Source organism: Rhodopseudomonas palustris (assembly GCF_013415845.1).
In the GTDB taxonomy this organism is placed as follows: Bacteria; Pseudomonadota; Alphaproteobacteria; order Rhizobiales; family Xanthobacteraceae; genus Rhodopseudomonas; species Rhodopseudomonas palustris_F.
Map to the genome: position 1 here is coordinate 3,949,115 of NZ_CP058907.1, position 14,598 is coordinate 3,963,712.

Below are 14,598 nucleotides of genomic sequence, written 5' to 3' on the forward strand. Positions count from 1 at the left end.
GGCGTCCTGCGCGGCTTTGCCCACCAGCATCGCACCAAAGGCACGTTGACACGGCAGGGCATCGGCCTACATTGAGCCCGTTCCGAGGGGGGCTCCGACGAGGAGCTGAGATACCGCACGCTCGCCGCTTCGCTCCGCGAGGCACAGAGACCGCGGTGACCCTTTGAACCTGATCCGGGTCATGCCGGCGAAGGGACAGGGATGCATCAGACAGTTGAAGGCCGTGGCGGGGCCGAATCCGCCAATCTTTCCGCGTTGGCTTCCGTTGCTTCAGCTTCCGTTGCTTCGGCTTCAGTCGCTTCGGCGTCGGCTGCTTCGGCTTTGACCGCCGCGGCGCTGCGCAGCGAGAAGCCGGACCTGCGCAAGGATGCGCCGGTGTCGGTGATCGGCGCCGGCATCGCCGGCGCCTGGCAGGCGCTGCTGCTGGCGCGCGCCGGCCGCAAGGTCAGTCTGTACGAGCGCGGCGACAACGAGATGACACAAGCCACCAGCCATTGGGCCGGCGGCATGCTGGCGCCGTATTGCGAGGCCGAGGGCGCCGAGCCGATGGTCAGCCAGATCGGCATGCGCTCGCTGGAGATGTGGCGCAAGGAATTCCCGGAGGCGGTGTTCAACGGCTCGCTGGTGGTGGCGCATCCGCGCGACCGCGCCGATTTCGAACGCTTCGCCAAGATGACCACCGGCCATCAGCGCGTCGACGCCGACGGCATCGCCGAGCTGGAGCCGGCGCTCGCCGGCCGGTTCCGCGAGGGCCTGTTTTTCCCGGACGAAGGCCATGTCGAGCCGCGGCTGGTGCTGGCGCGCCTGCACGAGCGGCTGATCGAGGCCGGCGGCGCCATCCATTTCGAATCGGAAATGACGCCGGAAGATCTCGACGGCCTGGTGATCGACTGCCGGGGCCTTGCTGCCCGCGACAAGGCGCCGGAGCTGCGCGGCGTCAAAGGCGAGATGGTGGTGATCAAGACCGCCGAGGTGCAGCTGTCGCGCCCGGTGCGGCTGATGCACCCGCGCTGGCCGCTCTACGTCATCCCGCGCCAGAACAATCACTTCATGCTCGGCGCGACCACAGTCGAGAGCGAAGACGAGCTGGTGATGGTGCGCTCGGCACTGGAACTGCTGAGCGCCGCCTATGCGGTGCATCCGGCGTTCGGCGAAGCCCACATCGTCGAACTCGGCGCCGGGCTTCGTCCCGCCTTCCCCGACAACCTGCCGCGGATCGCCATCGGCAACCGCCGCGTCGCCACCAACGGCCTGTATCGCCACGGCTTCCTGATGGCGCCGTCGCTGGCCGAGAAGGTGGTGGCCTATGTCGAGCGCGGCGAGATCGACAATCAGGTGATGCGATGCTTGTGACCATCAACGGCGAACAGCGCGAGATCCAGTCCGCCAGCGTCGCGGCACTGATGACCGAGCTGGACTGCACCGGCGGCCACTTCGCCGTCGCGCTGAACTACGACGTCGTCCCCCGCGGCAAATGGGACGAAACGCCCGTCACTGCCGGCGACGAAATCGAGATCCTGACGCCGCGGCAGGGGGGATGAGTATGAGCGCCAGCCACGCGCACCTCGGTCACCCTCCCCTTGAGGGGGAGGGTCGGCACGCAGGCCGCGTAGCGGGCTGCGGGACGGGGTGGGGTGAGCCGCGGGCACCGCGGATGAACTCGTCGCCACCCCGCTCGCTGCGCGAGCGACCCTCCCCCTCCAGGGGAGGGGAAATCCTCGCATCGCCCTCACCCCGGCCCTCTCCCGCAAGCGGGAGAGGGAGGAGGCCGTGCTCGGAGCTGACAACATGGTGAAATTCTACGACCGCGAATTCGGCTCGCGACTGCTGATCGGCAGCGCGCTGTATCCGTCGCCGGCGATCATGCAGGACTCGATCCGCGAATCCGGCGCCGAGATCGTAACGGTGTCGCTGCGGCGCGAGACCGCGGGCGGCAAGGCCGGCGATCAGTTCTGGTCGCTGATCCGCGAACTCGGCGTCACCGTGCTGCCGAACACCGCCGGCTGCCGCGGCGTGCGCGATGCGGTCACCACCGCCAAGCTGGCGCGCGAGCTGTTTGCGACCTCCTGGATCAAGCTCGAAGTCATCGCCGATAACGACACGCTGCAGCCGGACGTGGTCGGCCTGGTCGAAGCCGCGCAAATCCTCATCAAGGACGGCTTCGAGGTGTTTCCCTATTGCACCGAGGATCTGTCGGTGGCGATGCGGCTGGTCGATGCCGGCTGCCGGGTGATCATGCCGTGGGCGGCGCCGATCGGCAGCGCGCGCGGCATCACCAATCGCGACGCGCTGAAACTGCTGCGCGACCGCCTGCCCGATATCACCTTGGTGGTCGATGCCGGCCTCGGCGCGCCGAGCCACGCGGCGGAAGCGATGGAACTCGGCTACGACGCCGTGCTGCTCAACACCGCGATCGCCAAGGCCGAAGACCCGGTGGCGATGGCGCGCGGCTTCAAGCTGGCGATCGAGGCCGGCCGCACCGGCTTCGAAGCGGGGCTGATGGGCGCCCGCGATTTCGCTTCGCCCTCCACCCCTGTGATCGGGACCCCGTTCTGGCATGCCGTATCCTGACCGTTTCTATCCCGTCGTCGACAGCATCGCCTGGGTCAAGCGGCTCGCCGCGCTCGGCGTCGGCACCGTGCAGCTCCGCGCCAAGGATCTTGGCGACGGCGAAGCCCTGCAGCTCGTCACCGACGCGCTCGCGGCGGTGAAGGACACGCCCACGAAGCTGATCATCAACGACTACTGGCGTGCCGCGATCGTCGCCGGCGCCCAGCATCTGCATCTCGGCCAGGAAGACCTCGCCGAGGCCGACCTGCACGAGATCAAGAGCGCCGGGCTGACGCTCGGCCTCTCCACCCACGACGACGCCGAACTCGAAACCGCGCTCGCCGCCGAGCCGGACTACATCGCGCTCGGCCCGATCTTTCCGACCACGCTGAAATCGATGCGGTTTGCCCCCCAGGGCATTCCGAAGATCACCGAATGGAAGAAGCGCGTCGGCAACATCCCGTTGGTCGCGATCGGCGGCATCAAGCTGGAGCAGGCCGAAGAGATCTTCGCGGCCGGCGCCGACTCGATCGCGGTGGTCAGCGACGTGACGCAGAACCCCGATCCCGACGCCCGCGTCCGCGCCTGGCTCGATTTCGTCGCCGAGAAGGCGTGATGAACGACTTTAGCGGCCGCGACCCGCGGCGCCCTCACCCCAGCCTTCTCCCGCAGGCGGGAGAGGGAGCAGGCCGTGCGTGAGGCACAGCCGCGACCGAAGCGCTAACTCCCCCTCTCCCGCCTGCGGGAGAGGGTCGCGGTGAGGGCGACACGCACCGTGCCCTCACTTCCTCACGAATGACCCGCGAATAACGACGCGGCCCGAATAACAACCGATAACAAGGAGGATGGCATGAATATCCGCTCCAATCCCGAGACCACCCGCGCGGCTGTGACCACCGGCGCCCTGCCCTCCTCCAAGAAGATCTACGCCACGCCCGCCAGCGCACCGGATCTGCGCGTGCCGCTGCGCGAGATCATCCTGAGCGAAGGCGCAGGCGAGCCGAACCTGCCGGTGTACGACACCTCCGGCCCCTACACCGATCCGAACGTGATCATCGACGTCAACAAGGGCCTGCCGCGGCCGCGCACGCAGTGGGTGATGGAGCGCGGCGGCGTCGAGCAATATGAGGGCCGCGACATCAAGCCGGAAGACAACGGCAATGTCGGCGCTGCGCACGCGGCCAAGGCCTTCACCGCGCATCACCAGCCGCTGCGCGGCGTCGGCGATGCGCCGATCACGCAGTACGAATTCGCCCGCCGCGGCGTCATCACCAAGGAGATGATCTACGTCGCCGAGCGCGAGAATCTCGGGCGCAAGCAGCAGCTCGAACGCGCCGAAGCGGCGCTGGCGGACGGTGAATCGTTCGGCGCCGCGGTGCCGGCGTTCATCACGCCGGAATTCGTTCGCGACGAGATCGCGCGCGGCCGCGCCATCATCCCGGCCAACATCAATCACGGCGAACTCGAGCCGATGATCATCGGCCGCAACTTCCTCACCAAGATCAACGCCAATATCGGCAACTCGGCGGTGACCTCGTCGGTCGAGGAGGAAGTCGACAAGATGGTGTGGGCGATCCGCTGGGGCGCCGACACCGTGATGGACCTCTCGACGGGTCGCAACATCCACACCACCCGCGAATGGATCCTGCGCAACTCACCGGTGCCGATCGGCACCGTGCCGATCTATCAGGCGCTGGAGAAGTGCGAAGGCGATCCGGTCAAGCTGACCTGGGAGCTGTACAAGGACACGCTGATCGAGCAGGCCGAACAGGGCGTCGATTACTTCACCATCCACGCCGGCGTGCGGCTGCAATACATCCACCTCACCGCCAGCCGTGTCACCGGCATCGTGTCGCGCGGCGGCTCGATCATGGCGAAGTGGTGCCTGGCGCATCACAAGGAGAGCTTCCTCTACACGCATTTCGACGAGATCTGCGACCTGATGCGCAAGTACGACGTGTCGTTCTCGCTTGGCGACGGCCTGCGGCCGGGCTCGATCGCGGACGCCAACGACCGCGCCCAGTTCGCCGAACTGGAGACGCTCGGCGAGCTCACCAAGATCGCCTGGGACAAGGGCTGCCAGGTGATGATCGAAGGCCCCGGCCACGTGCCGATGCACAAGATCAAGATCAACATGGACAAGCAGCTGAAAGAATGCGGCGAGGCGCCGTTCTACACCTTGGGCCCGCTGACCACCGACATCGCGCCTGGCTATGATCACATCACCAGCGGCATCGGCGCCGCGATGATCGGCTGGTTCGGCTGCGCGATGCTGTGCTACGTTACGCCGAAGGAGCATCTCGGCCTGCCCGACCGCAACGACGTCAAGACCGGCGTGATCACCTACAAGATCGCCGCCCACGCCGCCGACCTCGCCAAGGGCCACCCCGCCGCGCAGCTCCGCGACGACGCATTGAGCCGTGCCCGCTTCGAATTCCGCTGGCAGGACCAGTTCAACCTCGGCCTCGATCCGGACACGGCGCAGGCCTTCCACGACGAGACCCTACCGAAGGACGCCCACAAGGTCGCGCATTTCTGCTCGATGTGCGGCCCGAAATTCTGCTCGATGAAGATCACGCAGGACGTCCGCGACTACGCCGCCGGCCTCGGCGACAACGAGAAAGCCGCCCTCTACCCGGTCGGCCACGCCGGCATGACCATCTCCGGCACCATCGAAGACGGCATGGCCCAGATGAGCGCCAAGTTCAAAGAGATGGGCTCGAGCGTGTATCTCGACGCCGACAAGGTGAAAGAGAGCAACAAGGCGCTGTCGTAAGGCAGCGGGCTCACCACACCACAAACGTCATGCCCGGGCTCGACCCACGGCTGTCCGGTTGAGTTTTGTAGACAAAGCGCATGGCGTTGATTCTTCTGCGTTCCGAACGTCTGGCAACGTTTCGGGACACGAGAGAGAACCACGCCATGCGGCACGACAATAGCGTATTTCATGCGATGTTGAATCACGTGCCGTGGCACGTGTTCGATCGGTTGGTGGACGAGTACGGCTCCGACGCCCGGGTGCGACGGCTGTCGACAAAGGATCAGTTGATCGCCCTGCTGTACGGCCAATTGTCCGGCGCGCAGAGCCTGCGCGAGATCGAAGGTGGCCTCGCCAGCCATGCGGGCCGGCTTTATCATTTGGGGGGCCGGGAAGTATCGCGCTCGACGTTGGCGGACGCCAATGCAAAGCGGCCGAACGCGGTGTTCGCCGGCTTGTTCGCCGACCTGGTCCAGCGGGCCGGACGCGGGCTGCGGCGCAAGCTCGGCGAAGCGGTGTATCTGGTGGATTCGACCGGTCTGCGGCTGAGCGAGCAGAGCGCCGATTGGGCTCAGTTCTCCAATGACGTCTGCGGCGCCAAGCTGCACATCGTCTATAACGCGGATAGCGAACACCCGGTCGACGCCGTGGTGACGCCGGCCAGGATCAACGACATCACCGTCGCCCACACGCTGCCGATCGATGCCGGTGCGACTTATGTGTTCGATCTGGGCTATTATAGCTACGCGTGGTGGGCCGAACTTGATGCGCAGGGCTGCGGCATCGTCACGCGGCTCAAGTCCAACACCAAGCTGAGCGTCGTGGAGACCAACCCGGTCAAGGACGAGACCATCCTGTCCGACTGCATTGGCCATCTGCCTGCCCGCCAAGCGGCGAGCCGCAGTAATCCGTTTCAGGAGCCGGTCCGCGAGATTCGCGTGCGCATCGACCGCGGCAAGATCCTACGCATCGTCAGCAACGATCTCGATGCCCCCGCCGCCGAGATCGCCGCACTCTACAAGCGACGCTGGCAAATCGAACTGTTCTTCCGCTGGATCAAGCAGACTTTGAAGATCAAGCACTTCCTCGGCTCCTCGGAGAACGCCGTCCGCATCCAGATCGCCGTGGCGCTGATCGCCTTCCTGCTGCTGCGCCTCGCTCATGCCACTCAGCGTGCCGTCGGCAGCGTGCTCGCCTTCAGTCGCCTCGTCCGCTCCAACCTCATGCACAGGCGCCCCATCGACGCCTTGCTCAAACCGCCGCCGATCATCCAAGATCAGCGGCAGTTGAGCCTAGCCATATGAGAAGCTTAAACCGGACAGCCGTGGGTTCGACCCGGGCATCCATCGGAAGCGAAGCGGCCGCGCGAAAGCCCGGCCGATTTCATATACACATGTGGGACGGCTTGAGCCCCTGCGAAACCCAGCAATGGGTTTCGCAATGCTCCCCATCCTACCGCCAATCATCATCTGAACGCTTTTTGACTGTTGCCAGGAACAACGCGGAAAAACTACTAATCGAGCCATCTGATGCCGCCCGCCCCTGCATCACCATCAACCGATTACCGCGATTAGTAAAACTGTGAAGGAGCCAATTGAAGTTGGGTATGTCAGTGCAAGACTGGTCCGATCGCCTCAGTTGGCGGGGAATCCCGAAAGAGTTCCACCAGCCAGAAGATAACGATGCGCTCCCCTTTCACGAAAAAGAGAATTTTTGCAATTCCTTCGCAGGCCACCTGCACTACCACACCATCCTCTGAATGGCTTCTACGGTGCAAGAGGCCGTTCGCGGTCTGTCGCCGCACCCAGACTTTAACATCGGCAAGATACTGGGCGAGCCGCGGATTGGTCGAACCCAGCTTCTGTGTCATCCGCCACTGGAGCGCGGCCATTCCGCTCAGTTCGACATTGAACCCATTGTCCTTACTTGCATCTTCGAGTTCCACCGGACGCCTCCAGGAATTTGAACACGGAGAAATCTTGCTTTTCACGTCAGATTTTGGCAACTATACACCCATACGCAGGTTAAAATCAACCCAAAATCGAACCACTGTTCCGGCATGAAACTATTGACGTTCAATCCAGTTATGGGGTAATAAGGATACCGTCGTTTACTCAGGCTGAGTCATGACTGGCTCGCCCCTTTGGAGGTACTTTGATGTCCCAGTTGACCTTCCAGCTCGACGAAAACTCCGAGAAGGCAATCGAGGAACTGAAGGAGTTCTTTGGCACAAAGAGTAGTGCCGCAGCCGTTAGAAGTGCGCTTGCGTTGGTTCGCACGCTTGCACCTGCAAGCAAGGACCGGACGGTGGTTATTCGTGATCAAAACAAAGATGAGGACTTAAAGATCGTAATGGCCGGATAACCACCTAGTCATTTAGTCTTTCTTCAAAGAAGGCGCCTTAAGCAGGCGCCTTCTTTTTGTTATCTTATTAGTTGAACTAATTATCAAAACTAGATGAGTGGAGCTTCTTTATGCAACCGCATTCTCGCCCCCCAGAGCGAAAAATAGAAATTAAAATCGGATCGCAGCAAGAAATTGATGGAAAAAAGCTGGTTATTAGACCCGCATTTGCAAACTACGTAACTCGCAATGCAGGATTCTTAAATTATGTTCATGATGTTCGAGAGCAGATCGCAACGTACATCGCGAAACGATCGGCCAAACGCCCCCTAAATATACTTCTGGCCGCACCTCCAGGGAGCGGCAAAAGCTTTTTGATTAAACAGATTATCAATTCAATTACTCAACAGAATCACGACATCCAAGTCTCCTTTGAAGAAGCCTACATAGCTTCACTTGAAAATATGGACGAATTATTCAAGATCTTTCAGAGGGTACAATCATTGAATTTGGAGGGGAAACTCCCCGTTGTCTTCTTCGACGAAATTGATGCTGAAATAACGGGCAGCAGCCACGTATACGCAAAATTTCTCGCTCCAATGTGGGATGGAACGTTCTATCTGGGAAAAGAGAAATTCTTCCTTGGAAAGTGCATCTTTTTCTTTGCCGGCAGCGGGCTGAGCCTTGAGGACGAATCCGATAACGCGCTCACCACTCTATCCAAGAAGACTAACCCAGTAAAATATGACGACTACTATGAACAATGGAAAACTAAATTTGATGAAAGACACTCTCAAGCCTGGGCGAAGCAACAAAAACTACCAGATTTTCTAGACCGCATCGACAGCTTCCTACGAATTCCACCAATATGCTCAGAACTTCTAGGTGACGACACCGAGGGCGAGTACATCGATCTTGCGTGCATGCTAATCAAGAAACACTTCCCTGCTGTAAAATATATCGAGAACGATGCGCTCAACATAATCTGCCGGGCTCTGAGGAACGAAACCTCTATGAGGACCGCAGAGAAGATTGTGTTCAGCTCCACTTCAAGAAGTGAGGAGGAATACGAGCTGTTCGATACTCCTTGTCTTCCGAAACGTTGCCAAGCCCCCACCAAGCAAGCCCCCACCAAGGAGGAGCAGTGGTGGGAAATAGTGATAGAAGCGGGAGAAGCCGTAGCCCGTAGCCCGTAGGGCGATTAGCAAAGCGTAATCCGCCATTGCGCCAAGCCAACCGGTGCGTTTGGCCCGGCGGGTTACGCCTTCGGCTAACCCGCCCTACGGTCACACGTCGGTGTTACGCATTCTTCTTGGCGAACATCGTCTCGAACAACTTTTTGGCGCGTGCGAGGCCTTCGTCGGTGAATACGACCGACTTCACCTTGCCGGCCGGGTTTTCGATCAGGCCCTTGTCGTGCAGCCGGTCGAGCGTATTCCAGTCGTGGCCTTTCCAGGCGCGCGTGCCGTCATGCAAAGTCAGGTACAGCAGCGCCAGAGTCGCGTCGTCGATCTTGTCGGTGTCGAAGTCCATCGTCGGTCTCCCGGCCCGAAAGGCGGATGAGCGAAGCGTAGTCTGCCACTCCCCCAATGAGAACACCGTTGCCACCCGGAGGGTTACGCCTTCGGCTAACCCGCCCTGCGGTCGAGCGATGCTAGGCTTCGCCGAACTCACCTTCGACAGCGGCATCACTCGCCCAATCGAGCGGAAACAGCCCTTGTCGGACGTCGCGATGGAACGACGAATACGGCCAATCTTGAACGCGGCCGGCCAAGCCGTGCTTCACCGGGTTGATCATGCAGTAGTCGATGTGGCGCGCGTAGTCGGCCTCGTCGCGGATCAGGTGCTCCCAGAACCGGCGCTGCCAGATGCCGCGTTCGCCACGCCTGGCGCGGACCGCGTTCAGCCGCTCCACTTTCGGCAATGCCTTTGCGAAATGCGTTTTGATCAGCCGCCAGCGGGTCGAAAAATCGGCATCGCCCGGCGGCAGAGTCCACATCGCGTGAAGATGGTCCGGAAGCACCACCACGGCATCGATCTCGAACGGAAAACGCTCCCGCGTGCGCGCGACCGCGTCACGCAGCACCGTGATGTGATCGACCAGCAGCGTGTTGCGGCGTTCGAGCAGAGCGACGGTGAAGAACCAGCATCCGCCCGGAACGAAGGCACGACGGTAGTTCGGCATCGGCCACCTCGTGAGAGGAAGGCGGGTTACGCCTTCGGCTAACCCGCCTTACGCTCCCGCTACTTCACCGCTGCCCGCATCGCCTTCCAATCAAAGCCTTTCGCCGTCGCCAGCGCCTCCTCCTCGTCGAGCCCCTTGAACGCCAGCGACAACGCGGCGGAAGGGCCGAGGGCGATGAGGATGGTGCCGGACTTGTCGCTGTCCTGGAACGTCCGCGTCACCTTGAAGCCATCGATCGTTGTCGTGCTGGCCGGGCCGTGGCTGGCTTCGGTGCGCATCCCGGTGCCGCCGGCCGCCAACCGGCTTTGTGCCGGCGCGCCGGCGAGCAGCTGGACGCTGACATGGATCTCGCCGCGCTCATAGCCGCGCTGCGCCACCACGATGCGGTTGCCGCCCTCCTGCATCGCGAGGCCGCCGAGCTTGCCGGCTTTCCAGCCCGGCAATTCGACCAGCAGCGGCGCGTACGGCTCCAGCCCGTCCCCGGCGCGCGCCGGCGACGGCGGCGCCAGCACCGCCGCGGCGAGCGCGGGCACGACGACAGCCAAACCAGCAAGACGACGACGCGCGATCATGGCAACCTCCAATGCAAAACAGCGGCGGCAGCCTAGCAAGGCCGCCCGCCGCGGCATTGATCTGAGAGCACGATCGCCGAACGTCGCAGGTCGTCGCGTGGATCATCCAAACGCGCCGGATCGGGCGCAGGCAGCATCGACACGACTCCATCGCCGGACCATGGCGTTCGCTGCGCTCAAACCGTCCGACGAGCTATCCGCTCCGAGCTGATGCCGGTTCGCCTGAGTGGATCGGATCGGCCAAGCCGCGTCGGCGAGCTGCGCGACGCCTCACCAACCGCCCCTCGCCAGATCCTCGCCTTCGCCTCTCACGGCTTTCGAAAGCCTTCGAGCGCGCGCCGAACCGCCTCCTCGATCAACGCCCGGCTGTTCTCCAGCTCGGCGGCGACCTCGGCGGCGCGGGCCGGCGAGATCAGCTTGCCCTCCGTGCAATCGAGCACGAGGCCGGCCGTCGCCTCGGCGTAGGCGGCTGCGGCCAGATAGGCGGACACTCCGGCGTCGATGTCGCCGCCCCAGCGAAACGCGAGCGCGTATCGCCATGACCGCTCGAACGTCACGTTGGGCGTCTCGGACATCAGCACCTGCGCGTCCCAATGATCGCACTCGAACGCCGACGGCCGATCACGCAGCACGACGGGCAACGCGCCGTGGCTGCTTGCAAACGGGGTCGCGGCCGACAGCCGTAGCGGAAAACCTTTTGCGTCGATGGCGCTCTGCCAGTCCGACATCGAATTCAGCTTCTGGTCCGACAGCACGTAGATTTCCATCGACATGTCAGATCCCTCGGGTGATCGGTCGCGCCCGCGAACGCGACCTGAAAATGGTGAGAACAATCTGCTTTCGCGAAATACCTCGGACGACATTCAGTTCGAAGACGGGCGTATCCGGCGCAGCCCGCGTCTTCGCCCGAGGTTCGTCCGCACGGGCCCGCGATATCGTCTGGGTACCGGTTTTGACATCATAGATCGCGATACGATCTCCTTGAACACTACGGTGCGTTGCATCGGTTCTGATCGTTCCGGCGAGCCCGTAGTAGGGATCGGCGGTGTCGAGACTAAACCCGTGCGACGTCCCGGTCCTCGCCGATCGGGCGCCTTCGATCGCCGCAAGCGCGGTGGTTATGGATTTTCGGGCTCGCGCGGAGCCTGTCATCGGGCCGGCCGAAGGCCGGCCCCAGTGGCGTGCCCCGGAATGACGAACGAGAGGGAATTCACCTGCGTCATGCGCGGGCTTGCCCCGCGCATCCATCTCGAAATCCGTCGTGACGTTTCAATCCTCGCATCGATCGCGAGTTGGGCGCCGGCCGGCGACGACGCAAACGGCCACGAAACAGTATATTGACAATATTCCTACAAGGATTATAGTCCGTATCGTCCTGTCCGTGAGGGGCGCTTCTCGAGGGCGCTTGGAAGCGGGACAGATCATCGGCCGGGAGACCGGCCGGTGAGGGTTTGGCGAAGCTGCATGGTGCAGCGGCGCCGAGCTTGACGCGGCGTCCTGCGCGAGCGGCCTCGCAAGCGGATCGTCCGGGAGGCTAAGGTCAGCGCAAACAAGTTTACGCAGTTTGCGCAAAGCAAACTGCTATGCCGCCGCTACTATGAGCGGCTGCCCTGTGCGTGGCTGGACGGGACGGAACGAGACGGGAGAAATCCCCGTGCTCCCCGCGCCCGGAAGAACGGTCCCGATGCCAAAAGATCGCCGCTGGTGGGCGCGCCGTGACGGCGATGCGCGATGGATCGCAAGCCATCGCGATCAACCACCCAACTTTGCGCCAAGCGGCGCGCCCCCGCCCCTCGCTGTGATAGCGACGGGCACAAACCTCGGACGCTGCGGCGCCGCGAGATCGTGACGACGTGCCATCGTACCAGCATGTGTATCAAACAGTGCACAACTAATCATGCCCGACACATAACGCCGCGCGATTTCGGTGCACACTCAGCTTCAGATTGTGCCCGATCAATGCTGCGCGCCGGCAGGCTCCTAAGCTCGCCGGCGAACTAACAACCTGGAGGAACGTTGGTCATGCCCGCATCCGACGTACAGACCTTGCATGGTTTTCTGTTCGCCAAGCTCGCCGCGATCGGCTCCCGCAGCGAAACGCCGATCTATTATCTGCAGCATTTCGACGACAGCGAGCAGCGCATCGCGATCGATGCCCACCCGTTCAACGACGAACCGAAGCTGCGGCCCTATCTCGCCACCAAGGTGACGGTGACCGGCACGCAGGGGCCGGAGTACTTCCACGTCGCCTCGATCACCCGCTGTTCGCCGGATACGCACGGCTGCGTCATCAATTGGGGAAGCTAGACAGACGCCGGCACGTCGCGTGCGCGAACCGGACACGGCCGCAGCGATGGCGCACCGCTGCGGCCCCAGACGGTCGTCGTTAACGATCGGTTAACGATACCAGAACGCTGACGCGAACCAGATAATTGTCGTCGCGATTAGTCTCGCATCACAGCGATGGAGAGATGCGATGAGCGAAGCGACGTTGATACTTCCGAACATGCGCGGCGGCTGCGCCACCGCCAGCGGCAAGGTGCACACGTTGTTCCGGATCAACAGCCGTGTCCGCCGTCCGATGGCGCGGCCGGTCGCCGAGACTTCCTCACCGCCGGCGGCGAATGATGATCACACGCCGGACGATCGCGCCCGCGACGGATGAGCCCGTCGCACCGCAGCTCACGCCGCCGCCGGCTCCTTCACCCGCGCGCCGGGCGCAATGGTCGGCGGGGCGGCGTTGAGGTGATCGATCGCGAAGCCGGCGGCGGCCTTGTAGCCGGCCATGAAGGCGGCGCGCTCGGCCGGCGGGATCACGTCGTCAATGTTGTCGAAGGTGCCGCCGCAACGCTCGTCGACCAGGTTGAGCAGGCCGAACGGACCGGCGCCGCGATTGCGTAGGATGAGCTGCGAGATCGGCCCGCACAGTTTGGCGTCGAACGCGGCCAGCGCCGCTTCGGTGGCACCGTGCGCGACCATCGCGGCGCCGAGTTCGCGCGCATCGACGATCGCCTGGGTGCCGCCGTTCGAGCCGGTCGGATACATCGCATGCGCCGCGTCGCCGATCAGCACCACCGGGCCGTCGCGCCAAGTCGCGACCGGATCGCGGTCGATCATCGGATTCTCGTAAGCGGAGTCGGCTTCGCGGATCATCGCCGGCACGTCGAGCCAGTCCCACACCCAGCCGTCGAAATGATGCGCGAACTCGGAGGTCGGCACCTGCCTGAACCAGCCCTGCTGCTTCCAGCCCTCGGCATTGTCGAGCGTGACCTCGGCGATCCAGTTCAGCATTGACAGCCCGGTCGCGGGATCCGGGTGCGAGATCGGGTAGATCACCACGCGGTGGCGATGCGTACCAAGCCCGATGAACGAGGCGCCGCTGCGGGTCGGCTTGCCCCATGTGGTGCCGCGCCACATCACCGCGCCGCCCCAATGAATCGGCGGCTGGTTCGGATGCATCTGCGCGCGCACCGCGGAGTGAATGCCGTCGGCGCCGATTAGCAGCGCGCCGCTCACCTCCGATGTGCCGCCATCGGCATGCTCCAGCGTCGCGGTGACGCCGTCGGCGGTCTTGCGATAGGAGGTGACGCGGCGGCCGAGCTGCACGGCGTCGGCGCCGAGCCGCTCGATCACCTTCTCGTTCAGCAACATGTGGAAGCGGCCGCGATGCACCGCATATTGCGGCCAGCGATAGCCGGCGGCCTTGCCGCGCGGCTCGGCATAGATGTCATTGCCGTTGAGCCCGACCAGCGCCCATTCCTTGGCCGGCAGGCCGACGCCGTCGAGATCGGCTTCGGTGATGCCGAGGTCGAGCAGTTCGCGCACCGCGTTGGGCTGCAGATTGATGCCGACGCCGAGCGGCCGCATCTCGCGCGCCGCCTCATAGACGACGCAGGGCACCCCGATTTGATGCAGCGTCAACGCCGCCGCAAGCCCGCCAATGCCGCCGCCGGCGATGATGACTCTGTCGCTCATGAGAAGGACGCCCTACCCGCTTGTGATTGCGACTTGCTGTAGCCAGCAACGCCGGGCGAGGCAAGCAAGGGAGGCCAACAGGAGGAGACCGGCGCGGCGCGGCCGGTATTCGGCTTTCGCTCAGACGAAGGCCCTTGACGGAAGCGAACACATCGGGAACATTCTGCAATCAGGAATTGCGAAGCGATCAACCTGGTTGCATTGGGAGGCGTCGA

General features: G+C 63.3%; 16 protein-coding genes and 1 riboswitch. Of the genes, 10 read left to right on the forward strand and 6 right to left on the reverse strand.

The window, feature by feature from the left end:
- Positions 1-75: 75 nt before the first annotated feature.
- Positions 76-213, forward strand: a riboswitch (TPP riboswitch).
- The 6 genes from HZF03_RS18050 (at position 202) to HZF03_RS18075 (ending at position 6,612) form a co-directional block, all read left to right on the forward strand.
- Complete coding sequence (locus tag HZF03_RS18050) at positions 202-1,353, forward strand: FAD-dependent oxidoreductase (protein WP_234832150.1); 1,152 nt, start codon at positions 202-204, stop codon at positions 1,351-1,353. (Overlaps the previous riboswitch by 12 nt.)
- Positions 1,344-1,541 (forward strand): sulfur carrier protein ThiS, encoded by a 198-nt coding sequence (gene thiS, locus HZF03_RS18055; protein WP_107356372.1) that lies wholly within the window; start codon positions 1,344-1,346, stop codon positions 1,539-1,541. The genes HZF03_RS18050 and thiS overlap by 10 nt, the downstream gene beginning before the upstream one ends.
- 247 nt (positions 1,542-1,788) lie before the next feature.
- Positions 1,789-2,571, forward strand: coding sequence for a thiazole synthase (locus HZF03_RS18060; RefSeq protein WP_119017087.1), 783 nt, complete (start codon positions 1,789-1,791; stop codon positions 2,569-2,571).
- Entirely contained in the window at positions 2,558-3,166 is a 609-nt protein-coding gene (locus tag HZF03_RS18065) for a thiamine phosphate synthase (RefSeq protein ID WP_119017088.1), read from the forward strand. The genes HZF03_RS18060 and HZF03_RS18065 overlap by 14 nt, the downstream gene beginning before the upstream one ends.
- Before the next feature lie 234 nt (positions 3,167-3,400).
- The gene (thiC, locus tag HZF03_RS18070) at positions 3,401-5,326 is read left to right on the forward strand and encodes a phosphomethylpyrimidine synthase ThiC (protein WP_119017089.1); all 1,926 of its coding nucleotides are present in this window, start codon (positions 3,401-3,403) and stop codon (positions 5,324-5,326) included.
- Between the two features lie 146 nt (positions 5,327-5,472).
- Positions 5,473-6,612, forward strand: coding sequence for an IS4 family transposase (locus tag HZF03_RS18075; protein ID WP_119017090.1), 1,140 nt, complete (start codon positions 5,473-5,475; stop codon positions 6,610-6,612).
- Between the two features lie 305 nt (positions 6,613-6,917).
- Here the strand turns inward: HZF03_RS18075 and HZF03_RS18080 are convergent, their stop codons facing one another.
- Complete coding sequence (locus HZF03_RS18080) at positions 6,918-7,253, reverse strand: hypothetical protein (RefSeq protein ID WP_119017091.1); 336 nt, start codon at positions 7,251-7,253, stop codon at positions 6,918-6,920.
- A 212-nt stretch (positions 7,254-7,465) separates the two neighbouring features.
- Here HZF03_RS18080 and HZF03_RS18085 point away from each other — a divergent pair, with 212 nt between their 5' ends.
- A complete protein-coding gene (locus HZF03_RS18085; RefSeq protein WP_119017092.1) occupies positions 7,466-7,672 on the forward strand; it encodes a hypothetical protein in 207 nt (68 codons plus the stop codon).
- Positions 7,673-7,782: 110 nt separating this feature from the next.
- Positions 7,783-8,847 carry an ATP-binding protein gene (locus tag HZF03_RS18090; protein ID WP_119017093.1) on the forward strand — a complete coding sequence of 355 codons (1,065 nt, stop codon included), beginning with the start codon at positions 7,783-7,785 and terminating at the stop codon, positions 8,845-8,847.
- Between the two features lie 103 nt (positions 8,848-8,950).
- Here the strand turns inward: HZF03_RS18090 and HZF03_RS18095 are convergent, their stop codons facing one another.
- The 4 genes from HZF03_RS18095 to HZF03_RS18110 form a co-directional block, all read right to left on the reverse strand.
- Positions 8,951-9,184, reverse strand: coding sequence for a DUF6429 family protein (locus HZF03_RS18095; RefSeq protein WP_119017094.1), 234 nt, complete (start codon positions 9,182-9,184; stop codon positions 8,951-8,953).
- A 121-nt stretch (positions 9,185-9,305) separates the two neighbouring features.
- A complete protein-coding gene (locus HZF03_RS18100; RefSeq protein WP_119017095.1) occupies positions 9,306-9,836 on the reverse strand; it encodes an REP-associated tyrosine transposase in 531 nt (176 codons plus the stop codon).
- 59 nt (positions 9,837-9,895) lie between these two features.
- Positions 9,896-10,408 carry a hypothetical protein gene (locus HZF03_RS18105; protein WP_119017096.1) on the reverse strand — a complete coding sequence of 171 codons (513 nt, stop codon included), beginning with the start codon at positions 10,406-10,408 and terminating at the stop codon, positions 9,896-9,898.
- A gap of 308 nt (positions 10,409-10,716) precedes the next feature.
- Complete coding sequence (locus tag HZF03_RS18110; RefSeq protein ID WP_119017097.1) at positions 10,717-11,181, reverse strand: hypothetical protein; 465 nt, start codon at positions 11,179-11,181, stop codon at positions 10,717-10,719.
- 1,249 nt (positions 11,182-12,430) lie between these two features.
- Between HZF03_RS18110 and HZF03_RS18115 the strand changes: the two genes are divergently transcribed.
- Both HZF03_RS18115 and HZF03_RS18120 read left to right on the forward strand, forming a co-directional pair.
- Positions 12,431-12,715, forward strand: a complete 285-nt coding sequence (locus HZF03_RS18115; protein WP_119017950.1) for a hypothetical protein — start codon at positions 12,431-12,433, stop codon at positions 12,713-12,715.
- A gap of 169 nt (positions 12,716-12,884) precedes the next feature.
- A complete protein-coding gene (locus tag HZF03_RS18120; protein ID WP_119017949.1) occupies positions 12,885-13,073 on the forward strand; it encodes a hypothetical protein in 189 nt (62 codons plus the stop codon).
- Between the two features lie 17 nt (positions 13,074-13,090).
- On the opposite strand, the gene HZF03_RS18125 is transcribed toward HZF03_RS18120, so the two are convergent.
- Positions 13,091-14,383, reverse strand: a complete 1,293-nt coding sequence (locus HZF03_RS18125) for a flavin-dependent oxidoreductase (RefSeq protein ID WP_119017948.1) — start codon at positions 14,381-14,383, stop codon at positions 13,091-13,093.
- Positions 14,384-14,598 lie beyond the last annotated feature (215 nt).

Coding starts and splice junctions, on each gene's coding strand:
- HZF03_RS18050 (WP_234832150.1), top strand. CDS start 202: ATGCATCAGACAGTTGAAGGCCGTGGCGGGGCCGAATCCGCCAATCTT.
- thiS (WP_107356372.1), top strand. CDS start 1,344: ATGCTTGTGACCATCAACGGCGAACAGCGCGAGATCCAGTCCGCCAGC.
- HZF03_RS18060 (WP_119017087.1), top strand. CDS start 1,789: ATGGTGAAATTCTACGACCGCGAATTCGGCTCGCGACTGCTGATCGGC.
- HZF03_RS18065 (WP_119017088.1), top strand. CDS start 2,558: ATGCCGTATCCTGACCGTTTCTATCCCGTCGTCGACAGCATCGCCTGG.
- thiC (WP_119017089.1), top strand. CDS start 3,401: ATGAATATCCGCTCCAATCCCGAGACCACCCGCGCGGCTGTGACCACC.
- HZF03_RS18075 (WP_119017090.1), top strand. CDS start 5,473: ATGCGGCACGACAATAGCGTATTTCATGCGATGTTGAATCACGTGCCG.
- HZF03_RS18085 (WP_119017092.1), top strand. CDS start 7,466: ATGTCCCAGTTGACCTTCCAGCTCGACGAAAACTCCGAGAAGGCAATC.
- HZF03_RS18090 (WP_119017093.1), top strand. CDS start 7,783: ATGCAACCGCATTCTCGCCCCCCAGAGCGAAAAATAGAAATTAAAATC.
- HZF03_RS18095 (WP_119017094.1), bottom strand. CDS start 9,184: ATGGACTTCGACACCGACAAGATCGACGACGCGACTCTGGCGCTGCTG.
- HZF03_RS18100 (WP_119017095.1), bottom strand. CDS start 9,836: ATGCCGAACTACCGTCGTGCCTTCGTTCCGGGCGGATGCTGGTTCTTC.
- HZF03_RS18105 (WP_119017096.1), bottom strand. CDS start 10,408: ATGATCGCGCGTCGTCGTCTTGCTGGTTTGGCTGTCGTCGTGCCCGCG.
- HZF03_RS18110 (WP_119017097.1), bottom strand. CDS start 11,181: ATGTCGATGGAAATCTACGTGCTGTCGGACCAGAAGCTGAATTCGATG.
- HZF03_RS18115 (WP_119017950.1), top strand. CDS start 12,431: ATGCCCGCATCCGACGTACAGACCTTGCATGGTTTTCTGTTCGCCAAG.
- HZF03_RS18120 (WP_119017949.1), top strand. CDS start 12,885: ATGAGCGAAGCGACGTTGATACTTCCGAACATGCGCGGCGGCTGCGCC.
- HZF03_RS18125 (WP_119017948.1), bottom strand. CDS start 14,383: ATGAGCGACAGAGTCATCATCGCCGGCGGCGGCATTGGCGGGCTTGCG.